17 protein-coding genes are annotated in these 19,206 nt (G+C 70.2%); 2 read left to right on the top strand and 15 right to left on the bottom strand.

The window, feature by feature from the left end:
* Nucleotides 1–101 precede the first annotated feature (101 nt).
* Entirely contained in the window at nucleotides 102–1,535 is a 1,434-nt protein-coding gene (locus AC2IPW_RS02105) for an FAD-binding oxidoreductase (RefSeq protein WP_486376172.1), read from the top strand.
* The gene (locus AC2IPW_RS02100; RefSeq protein WP_486376171.1) at nucleotides 1,532–2,833 is read left to right on the top strand and encodes a class I SAM-dependent methyltransferase; all 1,302 of its coding nucleotides are present in this window, start codon (nucleotides 1,532–1,534) and stop codon (nucleotides 2,831–2,833) included. Before AC2IPW_RS02105 ends, AC2IPW_RS02100 begins: the two co-directional genes overlap by 4 nt.
* Before the next feature lie 38 nt (nucleotides 2,834–2,871).
* Here the strand turns inward: AC2IPW_RS02100 and AC2IPW_RS02095 are convergent, their stop codons facing one another.
* From AC2IPW_RS02095 to AC2IPW_RS02025, 15 genes are all read right to left on the bottom strand, one after another.
* Nucleotides 2,872–3,906, bottom strand: coding sequence for a type IV toxin-antitoxin system AbiEi family antitoxin domain-containing protein (locus AC2IPW_RS02095; RefSeq protein WP_486376170.1), 1,035 nt, complete (start codon nucleotides 3,904–3,906; stop codon nucleotides 2,872–2,874).
* Nucleotides 3,907–4,026: 120 nt separating this feature from the next.
* Nucleotides 4,027–6,162, bottom strand: a complete 2,136-nt coding sequence (locus AC2IPW_RS02090) for a 3-hydroxyacyl-CoA dehydrogenase NAD-binding domain-containing protein (RefSeq protein ID WP_193788758.1) — start codon at nucleotides 6,160–6,162, stop codon at nucleotides 4,027–4,029.
* A gap of 43 nt (nucleotides 6,163–6,205) precedes the next feature.
* Nucleotides 6,206–7,420, bottom strand: coding sequence for an acetyl-CoA C-acetyltransferase (locus tag AC2IPW_RS02085; RefSeq protein WP_003935381.1), 1,215 nt, complete (start codon nucleotides 7,418–7,420; stop codon nucleotides 6,206–6,208).
* Nucleotides 7,421–7,569: 149 nt separating this feature from the next.
* Entirely contained in the window at nucleotides 7,570–8,232 is a 663-nt protein-coding gene (locus AC2IPW_RS02080) for a response regulator transcription factor (RefSeq protein WP_486376169.1), read from the bottom strand.
* The gene (locus AC2IPW_RS02075) at nucleotides 8,217–10,151 is read right to left on the bottom strand and encodes a sensor histidine kinase (RefSeq protein WP_486376168.1); all 1,935 of its coding nucleotides are present in this window, start codon (nucleotides 10,149–10,151) and stop codon (nucleotides 8,217–8,219) included. The genes AC2IPW_RS02080 and AC2IPW_RS02075 overlap by 16 nt, the downstream gene beginning before the upstream one ends.
* Nucleotides 10,152–10,195: 44 nt before the next feature.
* Entirely contained in the window at nucleotides 10,196–10,882 is a 687-nt protein-coding gene (locus tag AC2IPW_RS02070; RefSeq protein WP_054372939.1) for a hypothetical protein, read from the bottom strand.
* Nucleotides 10,883–11,116: 234 nt separating this feature from the next.
* Nucleotides 11,117–11,254 (bottom strand): hypothetical protein, encoded by a 138-nt coding sequence (locus tag AC2IPW_RS02065; protein WP_017681507.1) that lies wholly within the window; start codon nucleotides 11,252–11,254, stop codon nucleotides 11,117–11,119.
* A gap of 110 nt (nucleotides 11,255–11,364) precedes the next feature.
* Nucleotides 11,365–11,592 carry a helix-turn-helix domain-containing protein gene (locus AC2IPW_RS02060; protein ID WP_486376167.1) on the bottom strand — a complete coding sequence of 76 codons (228 nt, stop codon included), beginning with the start codon at nucleotides 11,590–11,592 and terminating at the stop codon, nucleotides 11,365–11,367.
* Complete coding sequence (locus tag AC2IPW_RS02055; protein ID WP_235157172.1) at nucleotides 11,592–12,224, bottom strand: hypothetical protein; 633 nt, start codon at nucleotides 12,222–12,224, stop codon at nucleotides 11,592–11,594. The genes AC2IPW_RS02060 and AC2IPW_RS02055 overlap by 1 nt, the downstream gene beginning before the upstream one ends.
* 93 nt (nucleotides 12,225–12,317) lie before the next feature.
* Nucleotides 12,318–13,532, bottom strand: a complete 1,215-nt coding sequence (locus tag AC2IPW_RS02050; RefSeq protein ID WP_486376166.1) for a M50 family metallopeptidase — start codon at nucleotides 13,530–13,532, stop codon at nucleotides 12,318–12,320.
* A complete protein-coding gene (locus AC2IPW_RS02045) occupies nucleotides 13,532–14,218 on the bottom strand; it encodes a cutinase family protein (RefSeq protein WP_003935388.1) in 687 nt (228 codons plus the stop codon). The genes AC2IPW_RS02050 and AC2IPW_RS02045 overlap by 1 nt, the downstream gene beginning before the upstream one ends.
* A 119-nt stretch (nucleotides 14,219–14,337) precedes the next feature.
* Nucleotides 14,338–15,183 (bottom strand): polysaccharide deacetylase family protein, encoded by an 846-nt coding sequence (locus AC2IPW_RS02040; RefSeq protein ID WP_486376165.1) that lies wholly within the window; start codon nucleotides 15,181–15,183, stop codon nucleotides 14,338–14,340.
* Nucleotides 15,180–15,644 (bottom strand): hypothetical protein, encoded by a 465-nt coding sequence (locus AC2IPW_RS02035; protein WP_486376164.1) that lies wholly within the window; start codon nucleotides 15,642–15,644, stop codon nucleotides 15,180–15,182. Before AC2IPW_RS02035 ends, AC2IPW_RS02040 begins: the two co-directional genes overlap by 4 nt.
* Nucleotides 15,645–15,649: 5 nt before the next feature.
* Entirely contained in the window at nucleotides 15,650–17,596 is a 1,947-nt protein-coding gene (locus AC2IPW_RS02030; protein ID WP_450119543.1) for a primary-amine oxidase, read from the bottom strand.
* Nucleotides 17,593–19,074, bottom strand: coding sequence for an APC family permease (locus AC2IPW_RS02025; RefSeq protein ID WP_486376163.1), 1,482 nt, complete (start codon nucleotides 19,072–19,074; stop codon nucleotides 17,593–17,595). Before AC2IPW_RS02025 ends, AC2IPW_RS02030 begins: the two co-directional genes overlap by 4 nt.
* Nucleotides 19,075–19,206 lie beyond the last annotated feature (132 nt).

Raw genomic sequence — 19,206 nt, 5'->3', positions numbered from 1 at the left:
GGCCGTCACCGGTTCCCATCCTGCCTGCTGCATCGTCGCGCCCGGCCGGGCCCGCGGGGCTATTGTGAAGGTCGCCACCGTGCGTCGCCCCAGGGAGTCGTATGCAGAAACCGAAGTCCGTCGTTGTCCCGAGCGGAGAATCCGCACATCGGGCGGGTGTCGAGCGCCTGTTGCGCTCCTACCGCGCCATCCCGGCCGACGCCCCCGTGCGCCTGGCGAAGAAGACCTCCAATCTCTTCCGGGCCCGGGCCCGGGTGAACGCGCCCGGCCTCGACGTATCCGGCCTCGGCGGTGTCGTCGCCGTCGACCCCGTCGCGCGCACCGCCGACGTCGCCGGCATGTGCACCTACGAGGACCTGGTCGACGCGACCCTGCCGCACGGCCTCGCACCCCTGGTGGTGCCGCAGTTGAAGACGATCACGCTCGGCGGCGCGGTCACCGGGCTCGGCATCGAGTCGACCTCCTTCCGCAACGGCCTGCCCCACGAGTCGGTCCTCGAGATGGACATCCTCACCGGCGCGGGCGAGATCGTCACCGCCACTCCCGACGGTGAGCACGCCGACCTGTTCCACGGCTTCCCCAACTCCTACGGCACCCTCGGCTACGCCACGCGCCTGCGCATCGAGCTCGAAGCGGTGAAACCGTACGTGGCGCTGCGGCATCTGCGGTTCGACACGCTCGACGAGATGCAGTCGGCCCTCGATCGCATCGCCACCGAGCGGGTGCACGCCGGGGTGCCGGTCGACTACCTCGACGGGGTGATGTTCTCCGCCACCGAGTCCTACCTGACCCTCGGGACGCAGACCGACGCCCCGGGTCCGCTCAGCGACTACACCGGCGAGCACATCTACTACCGTTCGATCCAGCACGCGTCCGTCAACCATCCCCGGACCGACCGCCTCACCGTCCGGGACTACCTGTGGCGGTGGGACACCGACTGGTTCTGGTGCTCGCGCGCCTTCGGCGCCCAGAATCCCCGCATCCGGCGGCTGTGGCCGAAGCGGCTGCTCCGCAGCAGCTTCTACTGGAAACTGATCGCCCTCGACCACCGCTACGGCGTCGCCGACCGTATCGAGCGGCGTAAGGGCAACCTGCCGCGCGAACGTGTCGTGCAGGACATCGAGGTGCCGATCGAACGGACCGCCGAGTTCCTGCGCTGGTTTCTCGACGAGATTCCGATCGAGCCGGTCTGGCTGTGCCCCTTGCGGTTACGCGAGGGCGGTCCGGCGGCACGCGACGCCCAGCGGCCGTGGCCCCTGTACCCGCTCGAACCGAAACGCACCTACGTCAACGTCGGCTTCTGGTCGTCGGTCCCGACCGTTGCCGGCGAGATCGAAGGCGCCGCGAACCGTCGCATCGAACACAAGGTCGCCGAGCTCGACGGCCACAAATCGCTGTACTCCGACTCGTACTACACGCGCGCGGAGTTCGAACAGCTCTACTACGGCGGTGGGGACTATCCCACCCTGAAGAAGCGTTACGATCCCGAATCCCGTTTGCTGGACCTCTTCTCGAAGGCGGTGCACAACAAATGACTACGTTGCGAGAACCACGCACGCCCGACGGCCGGCTCACCCTCGCCCAGATCCTCGAGACCGTCACCGGCGGTGAGCTGCCGGTGCGGTTCACCGCGTACGACGGCTCCAGCGCCGGCCCGACGGACGCCCCGTACGGCCTGCGGTTGACCTCCACGCGCGGCACGACCTATCTGGCGACTGCACCCGGCGACCTCGGCATGGCCCGCGCCTACGTCTCGGGTGACCTCGAAGCCGAAGGAGTCCACCCCGGCAACCCGTACGAGCTCCTGAAGGCCCTGGGCGACCTGCACTTCCAGCGCCCACCGGCACTGACGCTCGCGCAGATCGCCCGCTCGCTGGGGCTGGAGACGCTCAAGCCCATCGCGCCGCCCCCGCAGGAGCACCTGCCGCGCTGGCGCCGGTTCGCGGAGGGGCTCCGGCATTCGCGCAGCCGTGACGCCGAGGTGATCCATCATCACTACGACGTCTCGAATGCGTTCTACGAGCACGTCCTGGGCCCGTCCATGACGTACACGTGCGCGCTGTTCGACTCCGAGGCGCAGAGTCTCGAGGACGCACAGGAGAACAAGTACCGCCTCATCTTCGAGAAGCTGCGGCTGCAGCCCGGGGACCGGCTCCTCGACATCGGTTGCGGCTGGGGCGGGATGGTGCGGTACGCGGCACGGCGCGGCGTCAAGGCACTCGGCGTCACCCTGTCGCGTGAGCAGGCGGAGTGGGCGCAGAAGACCATCGCCGACGAGGGACTCACCGATCTCGCCGAGGTCCGCTTCTCCGACTACCGCGACGTGCCCGAGACGGGCTTCGACGCGATCTCCTCGATCGGGCTGACCGAGCACATCGGCGTGCAGAACTATCCGGCGTACTTCCGCCGGTTGCACGACAAGCTGCGCGAGGGCGGCTTGCTGCTCAATCACTGCATCACCCGTCCGGTCAACCGCGGTCCCGTCAAGGCCGGGGGCTTCATCGACCGGTACGTCTTCCCCGACGGGGAACTCACCGGCTCGGGGCGCATCATCACCGAGGTGCAGGACGTCGGCCTCGAGGTGCTGCACGAGGAGAACCTGCGCCAGCACTACGCGCTGACGTTGAAGGGCTGGTGCGAGAACCTCGTCGCCAACTGGGACGCGTGCGTCGCCGAGGTCGGCGAGGGCACCGCCCGCGTGTGGGGTCTGTACATGGCCGGATCCCGCCTCGGCTTCGAACGCAACGTCGTGCAGTTGCACCACGTCCTGGCCGTCAAGCTCGGCCCGGACCAGGAGCCGAACGTCCCGCTGCGTCCCTGGTGGGTCGCCTAGGCCGCTCCGCGGCCCGTGCGCGGTTCTGGTAGTACCCACTACCAGAACCGCGCACGGCACGAGCAGGGGTTCGGCTCGTCCCGGACCCAGCCCAACCGGGTCAGCACCGTCTCCACCTCGTGCGCGACGCCGCACGGCGACGACGCCACCTCCCGGTAGCCGAAAACCAGCCGCGACCGACCGGCCAGCTCGGCGGCGTTGTCGCGACGCCGGTCGCGGAAGGCGACTTCGCGCATCGAATGCACCCATCTGCCGTCCAACCGGACCGTGAGCGAGTATCCGGCGCCGTCGTACGTGCAGTCCTCGTACAGGGTCCTGCCGTCCACGACGACCGGGCTCTGCCGGTCCGCCACGGGCAGGGCGTGCGCACGCTCGACGTCGGTCGCGTAGTGGTACTCCAGGACGGACTGCACGCCGTCCGCGAGCAATGTCACGGCCTCGCCGAGCGCGGTCCGATACCGGTACGGCGGCCGCTCCTCGAGTCGCAGACGCACGTTGTGCAGCCGGATTCCGGCGTTCGTGACCGTGGAGATCAGCGACAGGTACGCCTCCCGCGGCGACGGTTGCGCGGTGGCCAGATCCAGTGCGGTGTCGACCTTCGTCGTGCGCGGCAGGTACCGATCGACGCCGATGTGGGCGTGCGCCCGGGACCGGTGCACGATCACCCCGGGATGGAGAACGGCGTCCGGCTTCGACACCGGTAGCGTCGCCTTCCGTCCGGGTGCCCGCATCGTCGCTCGCTGCGGCAGCGCGGACTTGCCCACGGGAACGGTGATGTGCACCGGTGCGGTGTCGTCGACCGGGAGCATGCCCCACAGCTCCGCCGCGGTGCGGTGGCTCAGCATCGCCGCTCCGCCCCCGTAGAGCAGAGCCGCCTCGAGCACCATGGTCCGCGTCAGCGGCCCGCTGCTGACGGCGTAGACGCCCTGCAGGACGCGCTGCCACCGCCCGGAGTCGAGCAGATGCCGCACCGTTCCCCGCCCCACCCCCAGGGCGGTCAGCCCGGCCTGGGTCACCAGGCCGGCTCGATCGTCGAACAGCTTCTGCACGTCGCTCTTCCCGAAGTCCCCCACACGACCGATGATGGCGGACCCCCGACGCGTGAGGGCTCCCGACCGTGGTCGGGAGCCCTCACCTGTGGAGAACTCGTGCGTGGTTTTGGTAGCGATGGCTACCAAAACCACGCACGGGGGTCAGCGCAGGGACGCGGGTGGGGTGAAGCGCTCGCCGTACTTGGCGGCGAGTTCCTCGGCGCGCTTGACGAAGCCCGCCTTGCCGCCGGGGTAGCCGACGATGTACTGGGCGACGCCACCGGTCCAGGCCGGGAAGCCGATGCCGAGGATCGAGCCGATGTTGGCGTCGGCGGTGGTGCGCAGCACGCCCTCGTCGAAGCACTTCTGCGTCTCGATGGCCTCGATGAACAGCATCCGCTCGATCAGGTCCTGGATCGGGACGTCGGTGGGGGCACTGTTGAACTTCTCACGCAGACCCGGCCAGATGCGGGTGCGCTTGCCGTCGACGTACTCGTAGAAGCCGCCGCCGCCCGCGCGGCCCGGACGGCCCTCGTCGACGAGGAAGTCGACGACGGTGGACGAATCGTCCTGCGGCACCTTCAGACCCGAGGCCTCGGTCGCCGCCTCGGTCTCCTTGCGGATCTTCTGCATCAGTGTCAGGTTCAGCTCGTCCGACAGCTGCAGCGGCGGCGCCGGGTAGCCGGCCTGCGAGCCGGCCTGCTCGATCGTCGCGGGCTCGATGCCCTCGCCGACCATGCGGATCGCCTCGTTGACGAACGTGCCGATGACGCGCGAGGTGAAGAAGCCCCGCGAGTCGTTGACGACGATGGGGGTCTTACGGATCTGCTGAGCGAGATCGAACGCCTTGGCCAGCGTCGCGTCGGAGGTCTTCTCCCCGGCGATGATCTCGAGCAGCGGCATCTTGTCCACCGGCGAGAAGAAGTGCAGGCCGATGAAGTCCTCCTGCCGCGTCACACCTTCCGCGAGACCGGTGATCGGCAGCGTCGAGGTGTTCGAACCGAGCACCGCGTCCGGCGCGACGACGTCCTGGATCTCCTGGAACACCTTGTGCTTGAGTTCGGTGTTCTCGAACACCGCCTCGATGACGAGGTCCGCGCCGGCCAGATCGGCGACGTCGGCGGTGGGGGTGATGCGGGCGAGCAGCGCCGCGGACTTCTCCTCCGTCGTCTTGCCGCGCGAGAGCGCCTTGGCCTCGAGGCCTTCCGAGTACGCCTTGCCCTTCTGCGCCGACTCGATCGTGACGTCCTTGAGGATCACGTCCATGCCGGCCTTGGCGCACACGTAGGCGATGCCCGCGCCCATCATGCCGGCGCCCAGCACGGCGACCTTCCGGAAGGTGGTCTTCGGGAACGGCGTGCCGTCGGCCTGGTTCGGCCGCGACGCACCGGAATTGATGGCCTGCATGTCGAAGAAGAACGCCTGGATCATGTTCTTGGCGACCTGGCCGGTGACGAGCTCGGTGAAGTACCGGCCCTCGATCTTCGACGCGTTGTCGATGTCGACCTGCGAGCCCTCCACTGCGGCGGCCATGATGGCCCGCGGCGCCGGCATCGGGGCACCCTTGAGCTGCTTGCGCAGGTTCGCCGGGAACGCCGGCAGGTTCGCCGCGAACGCCGGCGACGCCGGGGTGCCACCGGGGATCTTGAAGCCCTTCTTGTCCCAGGGCTGCACGCCGCCCTCGGGGTTGGCCTTGATCCACGCCTTGGCGGCGGGGACGAGTTCGTCGATGCTGCCGACGATCTCGTCGATCAGGCCGATCTCCTTCGCCTTGGCCGGGTTGTAGCGCTGACCCTGCAGCAGCACCTGCATCAGCGCGGTCTGCAGACCCAGCATCCGCACGGTGCGGGTGACACCGCCCCCGCCGGGCAGCAGACCCAGCGTCGCCTCGGGCAGGCCGATCTGCACGCCCTTGACGTCGGCCACGATGCGGTGGTGAGTGGCGAGCGCGATCTCGAGGCCGCCGCCGAGGGCCGCGCCGTTGATCGCGGCGACGACGGGCTTGCCGAGGGTTTCGAGCCGGCGCAGGTCCGCCTTGATCGCCTCGACCTCGTCGAAGATCTGCTGCGCGTCCTCCGGGCCGACCTTGATCATGTTCTTCAGGTCGCCGCCGGCGAAGAAGGTCTTCTTGGCGGAGGTGATCACGACACCGGTGATGTCGTCCTTCTCGGCGACGAGGCGGTCGACGGTGGCCTTCATCGACGCCTTGTACAGCTCGTTCATGGTGTTCGCGCCCTGGTTCGGGTCGTCGAGGGTCAGCACCACGATGCCGTCGGCGTCGCGCTCCCAGCCGATCATGTTGTTCTCAGTCACTGTGAATTCCCCAGTCCCTTCCGAAGTTTCAGACGCGCTCGATGATCGTGGCCACACCCATGCCGCCACCGATGCAGAGGGTGACGAGGGCGCGGCGGGCACCGCGGCGCTCGAGCTCGTCGACCATCGTTCCCATGATCATGGCGCCGGTCGCGCCGAGCGGGTGCCCCATCGCGATGGCGCCGCCGTTGACGTTGAGCTTCTCGTCCGGGATCTTCAGGTCCTTCTGGAACTTGAGCACGACGGACGCGAACGCCTCGTTGATCTCGAACAGATCGATGTCGTCCACGGTCAGGCCGGCAGCGGCGAGCACCTTGTGCGCGGCCGGGGTGGGGCCGGTGAGCATGATCGTCGAGTCCGCACCCGACGTGGCGGTGGCGACGATGCGCGCCCGCGGGGTCAGGCCCATGTCCTTGCCGGCCTGCTCGGAACCGACGAGCACCAGCGCGGCGCCGTCGACGATGCCGGAGCTGTTGCCGCCGTGGTGAACGTGGTCGATCTTCTCCACGAAGTGGTACTTCTGCAGCGCGACGGCGTCGAAGCCGCCCATCTCGCCGACCATCGCGAACGACGGCTGCAGTCCGGCCAGACCCGCGAGGGTGGTGTCGGGACGCATGTGCTCGTCGTGGTCGAGGACGGTCAGGCCGTTCTGGTCCTTGACCGGCACCACGGACTTGGCGAAGTAGCCGCCGGACCAGGCCGCCGCGGCGAGCTGCTGCGAGCGGAGCGCGTACGCGTCGACGTCCTCGCGGCTGAAGCCCTCCATGGTGGCGATCAGGTCGGCGCTGACACCCTGCGGCACGAAGTAGGTGTCGTAGTTGGTGGCGGGGTCCAGCGCCCACGGGCCGCCGTCGGAGCCCATCGGCACCCGCGACATCGATTCGACGCCGCCCGCGACGACGAGTTCGTCCCAGCCGGAGCGGACCTTCTGCGCGGCCATGTTCACGGCCTCGAGGCCGGAGGCGCAGAAGCGGTTGATCTGCACGCCGCCGACGGTGTCGGGCATGCGCGCCGCGGTGACCGCGGTGCGGGCGATGTCGGCGCCCTGGTCACCCACCGGCCCGACGACGCCGAGGATCAGGTCCGAGATGCGGTTCTCGTCCAGGTCGGGGAACCGCACGCGCAGTTCGTCGATCAGACCGGTGACCAGGGAGATCGGCTTGACCGAGTGCAGCGACCCGGTCTTCTTGCCGCGGCCGCGCGGAGTTCGGATGGCTTCGTAGATGAATGCCTCGGAGGTCACAGTGCGCAGGTTCCTTCCCGTGCTTTGCGGATGCGAGGGGCGCCAGCTCGTGACAGCCGTCACGCCCGACGTCGTCCACCCTAGGAGCCGGAGCGCCGCGGACTGAAGGACCGAACCGAGCGGAGTCCGTGACCGAACCGAGCGGACGTTCACGCCCCGAGGCCGGCCTCGCGGGCCCGCACGATCGCGGTCGACCGGTCGGCCGCGCCGAGCTTGCCGAGCACGTTCGACACGTGGTTGCGCACCGTTTTCGGGCTCAGCACCAGCCGACGGGCGATGGTGGCGTTGTCGTGCCCGCGCGCCATCAGGTCCAGCACCTCGCGTTCCCGGTCGGTCAGTTCCGGGAACACCGTGGGCGCCAGGGTGCGGGAGGCGGCCATCGCGCCGATCGCCTTGGCGGCGACGGCGGCACCGACGATGACCTCGCCGTCCGCGACGGCCCGGATCGCCCGCTCCACACCCGACGGGTCCGCTCCTTTGACGAGATAGCCGCGTGCTCCGGCGCGCACCGAGGCGACGAGCGAGTCCTCGTCCTCGTGCATGGTCACCACCAGCACCCGCAACCCGGGGAACCGTCCGAGCAACAGGCGGGTCGCCTCGATGCCCGAGCCGTCCCCGAGTTCGAGGTCCATGAGCACGACGTCGACGTCCGCGGTGATCACCTCGAGCGCCTCGGCGACCGAACTTGCGTGCGCCACCACCTCGATGCCGTCGAGGGTGCCCAGCAGGGCGACGAGGCCGAGCCGGAACACGGGATGGTCGTCGACGACCGCGACGGCGATCGCCGTGGGGGTGCTCACGACGGTCCCCACGGCAGATGCGCCGTGACGACGGTGCCGTGCGGCTGCGCCGCGGTGATCTCGACGCTGCCGCCGACGTCCTCGGCGCGTTCGCGCATGCTGTGCGTCCCCACTCCCCGTCGCGCGTTCCGGTCCATCCCCCGGCCCGCGTCGCGCACCTCGAGGGTGAGCCGGTCCGCCGCCGACCGCACGCGCACGCGGCATCCGGCAGCCCCGCTGTGCCGGCGCGCATTGGTGACCGCCTCGGCGGCGATGCCGTACGCCGCCGCGACGACCGCACCGCTGCGGCCCGAGGGCACGTCGGCATCCACCTCGACGCGAAACCCGCTGCGCGAGTGGACAGCCGACATCTCCTCCAGCGCGGCGGCGAGACCGAGCTCGTCGAGCGCGGGCGGCAGCAGCCCCCGGGAGAGCTCGCGCACCCCCTCGACCTGGTGGTCGAGCTCGCGCAGCAGGGAGTCGATCAGCGGAACGGCGTCGGCGGAGTCGGAATCGACGAGGTTGCGGGCGCCCTGCAGCCCGAGCCGGATGCCGGCCAGCGACGGACCGAGCCCGTCGTGCAGTTCCCGGCGGATGGTGCGACGTTCGGCGAGCCGGGCCTCGGTGAGCCGGGCGCGGGCGGCGTCGAGCTCCTCGGAGGACCGCAGCACCACGAGGCCGGCCTCGACCACGGAGGCGAGCTCGCCGAGCGCGCGGAGGCTGCGGGGACCGAGGGTCTCGCCGGGTGGCGCCGTCACCTCGACCCGGCCGTCGCGCAGGACGACCTCCTCGCCGGGGCCGGTGGGTGTGCCCCAGCGGGCGAGCATTTCGTCGTCGCGGCGCACCGTCACGGACTCGAGTCGCAGCGCGACGCCGATGCCGGCGGCGAGGTCCTCGAGCAGTTGTCGGGGCGTCTGTGCCCCGGCGAAGTGCCGGCCGAGCCGGCGCACCGCACTCGCCGGATCGTCGCCCTCGCCGTAGACGAGAGTGTGCACGCGGCGGGTCAGCCAGGCCCGCACCGGCTGCACGGCCAGCGCCACCGCGACCGCGGCGACGGCCTGGGCCACGACCGAGCCGTCCGTCGGCAGGATCAGGGCGACGGTGACGGTCACGACGAGGTAGCCGGTGGCGAGTACCGCGACGAGGCTGCCGGCGACGGCGGCGCGGCTGACGGCGAGGTCGAGCCCCCACAATCGTTGCCGCAGCACCACCACGAGAATCGCGACCGGGTAGAACGCCTGGGTGGCCAGATGCAGCAGGGGTGTGAGCATCCACGGCAGCCCGGGCACCGCGAGCGGGATGTAGGACACGGCCATCAGGGCGGTGCCGAGCGCGAGCCAGCCCAGGCCGATGCGGTCGGAGACCGGGCCGCGCCGCCACCGGTAGGTGACGTCCGCAGCCGCGAGCAGACCGACGGTGACGACAGGCAGCACGAGCCAGCCGACGGCGGTGCCGGTGAAGGTGCGGGCCCAGAAGAACCAGGCGGTGACCGCGGCACCGGTGAGTACACCGAGACGGGCGCGCCGGTCGAGCGGTGCATCACGGACCAGCCAGGGCACCACCAGGAACAGCGCCAGGGTGCCGGGGATCCACGTGGTGCTCTGCAGGGGCGCGAGGACTCCGGCGAACGGCAGCCCGGGCCGCACCTGCGCGAGCTTCGTCCAGGCATAGCTCAAGGCCGAGAGCCCGACGCCGATCGATGCGAGCGACAGCAGCAGCGGCACCGGATGCACCCGGCGGGCGAGCACCACCCCGGCGACGGTGCCGTACACGGCGGCGCCGACGACGTCGACGAGGAAGAACAGCTGATCCGAATCGAGGCCCGGACGAGCGGCCGCGAAGACGGCGAGGGCGGTGACGGCGAGACCGCACGACAGCACGGCGACGACGGCGGCGGGCACCGGTGCGCCACCGGTGCCCGCCGCCGTCTCGGACGCGTCCGCAACAGCCATGGTGCGGTGAGTATGCCCCGCGGCCGGTCCCGTCGCGCGGCAGCCTATCGGCGTGCCCTGTCGGAGACGACGAATCCGACGCCGGCGACCAGCACCCACACCGGACCGACGAAGCCGGCCATGTACTGCAGCGGGGAGATCCCGAGCAGCGCCGTCAGGCCGCCGAGCACCACGCTCGCCCAGCCCAGCCACCGCGGCGTCGCGCCGTGGCGCAGCGATGCGGCGGCCACCGCCAGGCCGCTGACACCCGCGCCCACCCACAGCCACGGGATCGTGCCGACCCAGTGCGAGCCGACGACGGCGACCTCGGCGACCATCTGTCCCGGCTCGCTCAGCCCGAACAGCAACTCGGTGTCGAGGCCGGCGCCGAGCAGGCAGGCCGTCGCGGTGAGCAGCAGCCCGAACGCCGCGACGGCCGGCAGCAGGCTGTCGTCGGGCAGGGCGATCCGCAGGCGGCGCTGCAGGCCCGCGGCGAAGATCAGCAGCAGCACCGTCGACACCATCAGCGACAGGTGCATCACCAGCAGTTCGGTGCGTTCGCCCGCGAAGGCGTCGGCGATGGCAGGCGCGTTGCCCGCGGTGGATTCGTCGTAGGCGGCCCCCATGCCCATGCTCGCCTGGACGGCGATCACCCCGGCGAGACCGGCGACGGCCCCGGCCCATGCCCAGGCGCTCGACGACGCGCGCCGTGCGCCCGTGCGGCTGTCCTCCGTCACGCTCGCTGTGCTCATCGGTGTTCCTCCCCTCGTCCCGGCGCGCTCTGCGCCTGACGGAGAGGCTGCTGCGCCCGGTGTCCCGGTCGCCAGGGACACCCGTCCCGTCCCGGTGGGAATTCTCCCGGACGCGACGCCGGCCGTGCGTCGGTGCGAGTTGCGCGCGTCGGTGCGAGTTGCGCGCGTAAGTACGGGCGCAACAGGCACTTTCCCGCGCCGATCACGAAAGGCGGGTGGGTGGCCGGACGCCGCTCACACCAGGGCGGGGCCGATCACCAGCAGCGCGACGAGAGCGATCAGCGCCGAGCAACCGGCGATAGCCACACCACCGGCCGGCGACTCGACGTCACCGAACAGCGGTTCGTCCTCGTCCCAGCACCACCGCGGCATCACTCAATGGAAGCGGTTCGGGCGCGCATCCGCAACGGCCTGGAGGCATTCGCCGCGAGGACCGGACAATGTGCGCCGCGCACCCCGTACCGCAGGAGTTCTTCGGGTGGTCACCGCGGTGGTTGCACGGTCAGCAGATCCCCGACGGAGCAGTCGAGCACGTGACAGATCGCGGTCAGCGTCGAGAACCGGATGGCACGAGCGCGGTCGTTCTTGAGCACCGAGAGGTTGGCGACGCTGACCCCGACGCGTTCGGACAGCGTCGCGAGGGTCATGCCGCGCTCGGAGAGCAGGTCGTCGAGCCGGCAGTGGACGGCGTGTTCGGTCTCCGGGGGCATCACACGAGCCCTTCCTGGTCGCGTGCCATCCGGTTGCCCACCCGGATCGCGATCGCCACCGCCGAGAGCACCATCGCCCCGGCGTACACCAGCCAGAACTCGGCTCCGAGCCAGCTGCCCTCGACGCCGGGGACGTGGGTGAGACCGAGATCGCGGATCGCCATGTTGGTGCCGATGATCCGCGGGAACATCGGGACCAGGGCGATGGTCAGCGCCACCCAGCCGAGGTGATAGGTGAGCCGGTAGGTGCCGTGGTCGAACATCCGGCCCTGCACGAACCGGCGCACGAGCAGGGCCAGCAGCCCCAGCACGGCCAGGTAGCTCAGCGTCTGCGCCGCGTCGCCCGTGCGCAGCAGCGCGACGGTCACCGGCGACAGCTCGGCGACCGGCAGCGAGGTGGTCACCGCGCCGTCGAGTGCCGCCTGCACACCGGACGGGGTGGGGACGGGTGCGGCAGCCTCGCCGAGTTCCATACGCGCGGTCACCGTCGCGGCCGAGAGCTGACCGGACAGGGTGGCGACGTAGTCGGCGACGACCACCGCCGCGGTACCGGCGAACACAGCCATGCTCGCCCACAGGTCGCGCCGATCCTTCGCGGTGGGCCGGAGAACGGACACCGAAGACGTACTCATGACACCCTCCCATATCGATTATCGATACCCTATCGATAATCGATATGGGCGGCAACGTGGCCGGTGTGGCGGGACCGCACGCGGCGGATCGGCTCACACCAGGCGGATCGGGGCGACGACGTCCGCGACGACGGTCAGCACCGTGAAGGCACCACCGGCGACGACGAACGCGTAGGTCACCGGCAGCAACCTCCCGAAGTCGACGGGCCCTGCGGCGGGCAGACCTCGCAGCCGGCGCAACCGGTTACGACATCCCTCGTAGACGGCCACGGCCATGTGCCCGCCGTCGAGGGGCAGCAGCGGCAACAGATTGACCAGGCCGACGAACAGGTTCAGCCCGACCATCAGCAACACGAACGATTCCCACATGCCCCGTTCCGCGGCCTGGCCGCCCAGGGACGCGGCGCCCACGACACTGACCGGGGTGTCCGTATCGCGCTCGCCGCTCGCCACGGAGTGCCACAGCGGCGCCACCTTCGACGGGGCGCTCACCAGCGTCCGCGCCGACGCCACGACGAGGTCCCCGGTGAACGCGAACGCGGCGGGAACGGCGGCGACGAGGTCGTAGCGGACCGGACCGGCGTCCGGTTGCGCGGAGAGGCCGATCGCCCCGACGGTCGCCGACCGCTCGGCCCCGGTCCGGTGGTCGACCACCCAGCGCTGCACCGGTTCGACAGTGACCGGCACCCGCAGCTCCCGGCCCTGCCGATCGATCACAAGGTCGACGACTCCCGAACTCTGCCAGACTCTTTCGACGAGATCGCCGAATCGGTCGACGTCCTCACCGTCCACGGCGAGAACGACGTCGCCGGGGCGTATCCCCGCCGAGGCGGCCGGTCCCGGCCCGTCACACCCGGCGATGCCGTACCCGGGCGCCGCCTCCTGCGACGGCGGGACGCACCCGACGGACTCGACCACGATCCTCGGGTGCAGGTCCGGCAGACCCCACCCGACCGCAAGCCCGACGACGAGCACCGCGGCCAGCAGAAAATTCATGCCGGCGCCACCGGACATCACGGCCAGGCGCTTCCACGTCCGCTGCCGATAGAACGCCCGTTCGTACTCACCGGGGGCCAGTTCGTCGAGTGCGGTGGTGCCGGCGATCTCGCAGAAACCCCCGATCGGGAACAGGCCGAGACCGTACTCGGTCTCCCGGCGGCGGAACGAGAAGACCGTCGGGCCGCGCCCGACCACGAAGCGGCGCACCTTCATCCCGAGACGCTGCGCCGCCCACAGGTGACCGGCCTCGTGCAGGGCGACGGACACGGCGAGGGCGAGCGCGAACAGCGCGACGCCGAGGGCGAACATCAGGGGTGATACGTCGCGTGCTCGCGAATGTATCCGCTGACGTTGCCCTCCGGGTCGCAGATCATGTCGCCCTCGAGGCACTCGGTGGTGACCGGGATGTGCCGCAGCTCGTCGGCCGGCTGCGGAAGGGTGATGCCGGGAACGAGCGGGCCGGCGTACTGGGCGGGCCGGCCCTGCGCCGGATCGGCGATCAGGTGCACCCGCACGCGGTCCTGGAGGTCGGTGCCGTCGTCGTGCACGGGCGGCACCGCATCGATCTCCGTCGCAACCCGGCGCACGACGATCGCGCCCTGGGAGTAGCCGTACAGCTCGTAGCGGGTGCGCGGCCCGCAGGCGGCCTCGGTCCGGCCGATCTCCGCCCACAGGTTCTGCACGCCGATCTGCACCGACTGGTCCATGAACGTGTCCCAGCCGAACACCCCGGCGACCATGCCCGCCGGGTACCGCACGTGCCGCACGGCGAAGTCGGGACTGTCACGGTACTGATCGGTGTAGGAGTTGAGGGGGCTGTCGGGATCGATCGAGTCCGGCGTTTCGGGACCCTTCGTGCCGTCGACGGCGAGCACCACCGTCGGCGCACAGTAGGCAGCCGGGGACGGGTCGGCATGGGCGATCGACACGGCACCGAACATCGAACCGATGGTCAGCGCGCCGACGATCGCCACCCGGACAGCGGAAAGGATCATCGAAACCGTCCTTCAACCCATGGGATCCACCCCAACGATTCCCGACCGCGTTCATAAGTAAGCACAGCGATCGTAAGCGCGCAAATCGAAAGACACGGGTGCGACGCACCGTGGTGGGCTCAACGGACGAAATCGGTCAGATCCACGAAACTGTAACTCCGCGTCCGCAGACCGTCGATGATCGCGGGCAGCGCATCGGCGTCCAGGGTCGTGCCGTCGTCGGGGTTCGCGCCCACGTGCATCAGGACGATCTGCCCGGGCACGGCTGTGGTGACGACCCGTTCGGTGACCGCCCCGGCGTCGAGACCACCGCTGGTGCCCTTCCAGCCGAGCGAGTCCACCGTCCAGCGCACCGGCACGTACCCGGCATCGTTGACGACCCGGATGTCGGCGTCGGTGCGGGCACCGAACGGAAACCGGAACAACGGCATGGCCGGACGTCCGGTCAGTGCCGTGATCGCGGCCTCGGCCGCAGCAAGATCGGCTCTGATCTGCTCGTCCGTCAGATCCGGATAGGCCGGGTGGGTGTCGCTGTGGTTCCCCACCGGATACCCGGCCGCCGCGATGGCGCGGACGCGGTCGGGATACGTCCGCGCGAACTCCCCGGTGACGAAGAACGTCGCCGGTACGTCGTACCGGGCCAGCGTGGCGAGGATGCGGGAGACGGCCGTGTCGGAGGCTCCCCCGTCGAAGGTCAGTGCCACCACCTTCTCCCCGGTGGGAATGCGTTCGAGATCGACGCCGCGCAGGGCCTCGGGCACACCGGTACGTGGCCCCGGAACGGGCACCGGGAAGGTGGCGGACGGGGCGGGTGCCGGCACCTCGGACGGCGGTGTCGTCGCCGCTTCCGACGTCGGGCCGCTCGTCGCGGTGGATTCGGACGACTCGTCGGGCGTGCCGGTACCGCACGCCGTCACGACCAGGATCGACGCCGCGACGACGAGCGCTCCCCGCCGGATGTTCATGCGGACAGTGTGCCGCTCGATCCCGCCGGGTCGAGCCCCCGGGTGCGGTGGAACACCACACTCACGGCGAGGAGGACCTCCGCGGACGCGACCGCCAGCGCGGCGGCCATGAGCGGAGGCAGCGACGCGTCCGCTGCACCGGCGACCAGCGGCACAGCGTGCCCGTGGTGACCGCCTCCCGCCCCTCCGGGGCTCATGGTGGTCAGGTGCAGCATGATCATCACGACGTTCATGACGGTGACCAGGATCCAGTCCCGCTGGTCGCCGCGCCTCCACAGATGGCGCGCGCAGTAGAGACACCCGGCGGTCATCACGACCGTCAGGGCGGCCGACGCCGGGGACGCTGCGTGCTCCCCCAGCGCGCCGACGTGCAGCACGGCGGACGCGACGGCCAGGGCCGCGGCCGCCCGGCCGCACCACGTGGGCGTGGTGCGGCGGGCGGCCGGGTCGACGGTGGTCACGGCCGTCAGTCCGTGCAGCAGTGCTTCGACGTGCCGGCCGGGACGTCGAGCGCCGGATTGCGATCGAAGAACCCGACCGGCTTCAGCTTGAATCCGGCATAGTCGACGGGCATCACGGGCCAGTCCTCCGGGCGCGGGAAATGGGTGAGCCCGAAGGTGTGCCACAGCACCAGGTCCTCGCCCTCGATGTTCCGGTTGCCGGCGACGAACGTCGGCAGTCCCCCCTGTCCCGGATGCTGGTTGACGAAGTCGCCGGCCGGATACCGCTGCGCCGGGTCGTACTGCGTGACCCACAGGTGCTTGGTGGCGAATGCGGCGCGAGCGGCGATGGAACTCGACGGGTCGGCCAGCAGCACGGGCTGGCCCTCCGGGTGCAGTGCGTAACCGACGTTCCGACCGAGCCGGTTCTGCTTGGTCGGGTTGGTGATGTGCCAGACCCGGGCCTTGGTGTTGTCGGCCAGCCGTTGCCCGTCGGCCTCCGTGGCGAGGGTGGTCTTGCGGCAGCGGAACGCATTGCCCCAGGGGTTGTCCGGTCCCATCGGTTCGGGTACAGCGTCGACCTCCTCGACCGTGTTGACGTTTCCGTCGACCGCCATATCCAGGCGCGCGGAGAAGAGGTGCTGGTGGAACGGTGCACCGAGGCCGGGAGCCATCTCGGTGGCGAACCCGTCCTCGCCGCGGTAGGCGGAGGTGAACACGATGCCGGTGGCCTTGGCTTCGAGCTCGATGGTGCCGTCCAGGTAGAGGTACCAGTAGAAGCCGTAGTCGTAGTTGCCGATCGTGAGGAAGAACGAGATCACGAGCCGGCGCGAGCGACGGGTCTCGGTCATGCCGTTGAACATGTCCGAGTGCTTCCACAGGACGCCGTAGTCCTCCTCGTGGAGGCAGATCGCGTTCTTCATCACCCGGGGATCGCCCTTCTCGTCGGCGATGGTGACGTCGAAGTACTGGATCTCGCCGAGGCAGTCGCACCCGAGTTCCAGTGAGTTGGTGTAGCGGCCGAAGAGGTACTCGCCCTGGTCGAAGTAGTTCTGCCAGTACCGCACCGGCGACGGATCGGCGTAGGGCACGACCATCTCGGCGATGGATGCGCGGTAGATCACCGGTCGCTCCACACCGTCGTCGGAGAACGACAGCTGGTGCAGGGTCAGGCCCTCGCGGACGTCGAATCCGAACCGGAACGTCCAGTCCGCCCAGGTGATCCGGTTGCCCTCGACCGAGAAGCTCGGCCCCTCGGGCTGGGTGATCTCGATCGGCTTGAGATCGGTACGGACCGGCTTCGCGTGCGGCGCGGCGTCCCATTCGCCGCGTTCGGCCGGCACGGGAAGGGTGATCTCGTCGACCACCTTCACCACCCGCTGCTCGGTGAGGTCGACGTAGGCGACCACACCGTCGATCGGATGTGCCCACGGCAGGTCGGCCCGGTCCTCCTGATGGAACGCGAGCACGCGGACGATCCGGTGCCCCACCTCGTCCTCGTGCCCGAACACCCCGGCCGACAGCGGAACCGCGCGCACCTTCGCCGGGTCGATGCCGCGTGCGGCCATCGCCGCAATCCAGTCGAAGCTCGAGAGCAGGAACGATTCGATGTCCTCGAACTCCTCGTCGAGGATCGGGACATGCCCGTCGGTGGCGGCGTCGACGGCGACGGTGTCGAGGATCCTGCGTTCGGTGACGGACACGACGTGGTCGGACCCCGCACCGGTCGCGCGGTCGAGGAGCAGGACGCGGGCACGACGCTCGAGGTGGTCCCCCGGCCGGAACGCCAGGACCGTCGACTTGTGGGGTTCCTCGAGCCCGACGTAGACGAACCGGACGTGCTCGGTCACCAGTCCCGCCGCCGACACCGTTTCCTTGACTGCGGTGATCTCGTCGGCGGTCAGCGGGGTGAGCGGATGGTCCGGCGCGGGCGTCGCTGCCGCTTCGGTGAACGGCGTGGTGGCAGTGCTCATCGTGCGATCTCCTTGTCGATCTGGGGTTCGGTCGTGACGGCGGACGCGATGCCGCCGTGGGGGTGGTCGTTTCGTGCAGCGTGGGGGCGGAGCACGGCCACGGCCGCTCCGCCGGCGAACGTCCCGGCGAGAAGGACGGCGATGACGGCGGCGAGGGTGCTCGATCCGCCGACGAGCAGTGGCAGGTTCGCGATCGTCATCGTGAGCAGCGCGCCCAGTCCCGCCAGACCCAGCGCCGGCGCGATCAGTGTGGGCCACGGCCGGGTGTCGGCCCGGGAACGGCGGAAGAAGACGAGGACGGCGATCGACGTCAGCGCCATGAGGGCGAGCACACCGACGGACGCGACACCGGCGAACCAGGCGAAGACCTCCGTGACGGGATCGAGGCCGCCGACGGCCGAGGCCACGACGAGAACCAGCGCCGACACCGTCTGCACGACCGAGGCCACGTAGGGCGAGGCGTGACGTTCGTGCGAGCGGCCGCATCGTGCCGGCAGTGCCGCGCTGTTGCCGAGCGAGAAGATGTAGCGCGAGAGCACGTTGTGGAAGGACAGCAGTGCCGCGAACAGACTGGTGACGAGGAGCACCTGCACGACGTCACCGGCCGCCGCTCCCACGTAACGGGTCGCGGTCTCCACGATCATGCCCTCGGGGTTCTCGGTGGCCAGGACGACCGCACCCTCGTCACCCCACGCGCTGACCAGCGCCCAGCTCGACAGCGCATAGAAGCCGCCGATGACCACCAGGGCGAGGTAGGTGGCCCGGGGAATGGTCCGGGCGGGATCACGCACCTCGTCGCGGAAGACCGCGGTCGCCTCGAAACCGATGTAGCCGGCAACGGCGAAGATCAAGGCGATTCCCGGTGCGCCCGAGAAGAACTCGGACGGCCGCAGCGCAGCGGTGGACAGACCTTCCGCTCCACCCCGGACGACCACCGCCGCATCGATCACCAGCACGATGCCGACCTCGCACAGCAACAGGGCCCCGAGGACCTTCCCGGACAGGTCGATGTGACGGTAGCCGAGCACCGCGACCGCCGCCAGCACGATCAGAGCCCAGAGATACCAAGGCAACTCGGGACCGCCGTGCGCGGTCACGAAGTCGCCGAGGGCCGCGCCGATGTACCCGTAGACCGCGCCCTGCACCGCCGTGTAGGACAACAGCGCCAGGAACGCCGAACCGAGACCGGCGTGCCGGCCGAGACCGTGGGTGACGAAGGTGTAGAACGCCCCCGCTCCGGGCACATGCTTCGCCATCGCGGTGAAGCCGACGGCGAAGAAGAGCAGGACCACCGTGCAGACGACGTACGAGGCGGGGAACGCGGGGCCGTTACCGGCGGAGATACCGAGCGGGACCGTGCCGGCGATCACGGTCAGCGGGGCCGCGGCCGCGACCACCATGAAGACGACGGCGCCGGGGCCGAGGCTGCCGGACAACCGGTGGGTGGGAGGTTCGTGTGCGCGAGCGTTGAGGGTCATCGGTGCTTCGGCTTTCGGGAGAGGGGGTGTACCGGCGGTTCGGCGCCGACCGCCGCGAGAAGCGTGCGCCCGGCCGCTGTCGGTGCGGTCGGCGTCACGGTTCGTCGACGGCTGACGGGAAGGGCAAGGGCC

The organism is Rhodococcus sp. NS-SX18 (genome assembly GCF_057367935.1).
The sequence above is the reverse complement of the archived record's forward strand: the minus strand, read 5'-3'. Positions and strand labels throughout refer to the sequence as shown.

Bases quoted from the DNA above. Each gene is read 5' to 3' on its own strand.
- AC2IPW_RS02105 (WP_486376172.1), top strand. From the start codon at position 102: ATGCAGAAACCGAAGTCCGTCGTTGTCCCGAGCGGAGAATCCGCACAT.
- AC2IPW_RS02100 (WP_486376171.1), top strand. From the start codon at position 1,532: ATGACTACGTTGCGAGAACCACGCACGCCCGACGGCCGGCTCACCCTC.
- AC2IPW_RS02090 (WP_193788758.1), bottom strand. From the start codon at position 6,162: ATGATCGGCTGGGAGCGCGACGCCGACGGCATCGTGGTGCTGACCCTC.
- AC2IPW_RS02075 (WP_486376168.1), bottom strand. From the start codon at position 10,151: ATGGCTGTTGCGGACGCGTCCGAGACGGCGGCGGGCACCGGTGGCGCA.
- AC2IPW_RS02070 (WP_054372939.1), bottom strand. From the start codon at position 10,882: ATGAGCACAGCGAGCGTGACGGAGGACAGCCGCACGGGCGCACGGCGC.
- AC2IPW_RS02065 (WP_017681507.1), bottom strand. From the start codon at position 11,254: ATGCCGCGGTGGTGCTGGGACGAGGACGAACCGCTGTTCGGTGACGTC.
- AC2IPW_RS02060 (WP_486376167.1), bottom strand. From the start codon at position 11,592: ATGCCCCCGGAGACCGAACACGCCGTCCACTGCCGGCTCGACGACCTG.
- AC2IPW_RS02055 (WP_235157172.1), bottom strand. From the start codon at position 12,224: ATGAGTACGTCTTCGGTGTCCGTTCTCCGGCCCACCGCGAAGGATCGG.
- AC2IPW_RS02050 (WP_486376166.1), bottom strand. From the start codon at position 13,532: ATGTTCGCCCTCGGCGTCGCGCTGTTCGCGCTCGCCCTCGCCGTGTCC.
- AC2IPW_RS02045 (WP_003935388.1), bottom strand. From the start codon at position 14,218: ATGATCCTTTCCGCTGTCCGGGTGGCGATCGTCGGCGCGCTGACCATC.
- AC2IPW_RS02040 (WP_486376165.1), bottom strand. From the start codon at position 15,183: ATGAACATCCGGCGGGGAGCGCTCGTCGTCGCGGCGTCGATCCTGGTC.
- AC2IPW_RS02030 (WP_450119543.1), bottom strand. From the start codon at position 17,596: ATGAGCACTGCCACCACGCCGTTCACCGAAGCGGCAGCGACGCCCGCG.
- AC2IPW_RS02025 (WP_486376163.1), bottom strand. From the start codon at position 19,074: ATGACCCTCAACGCTCGCGCACACGAACCTCCCACCCACCGGTTGTCC.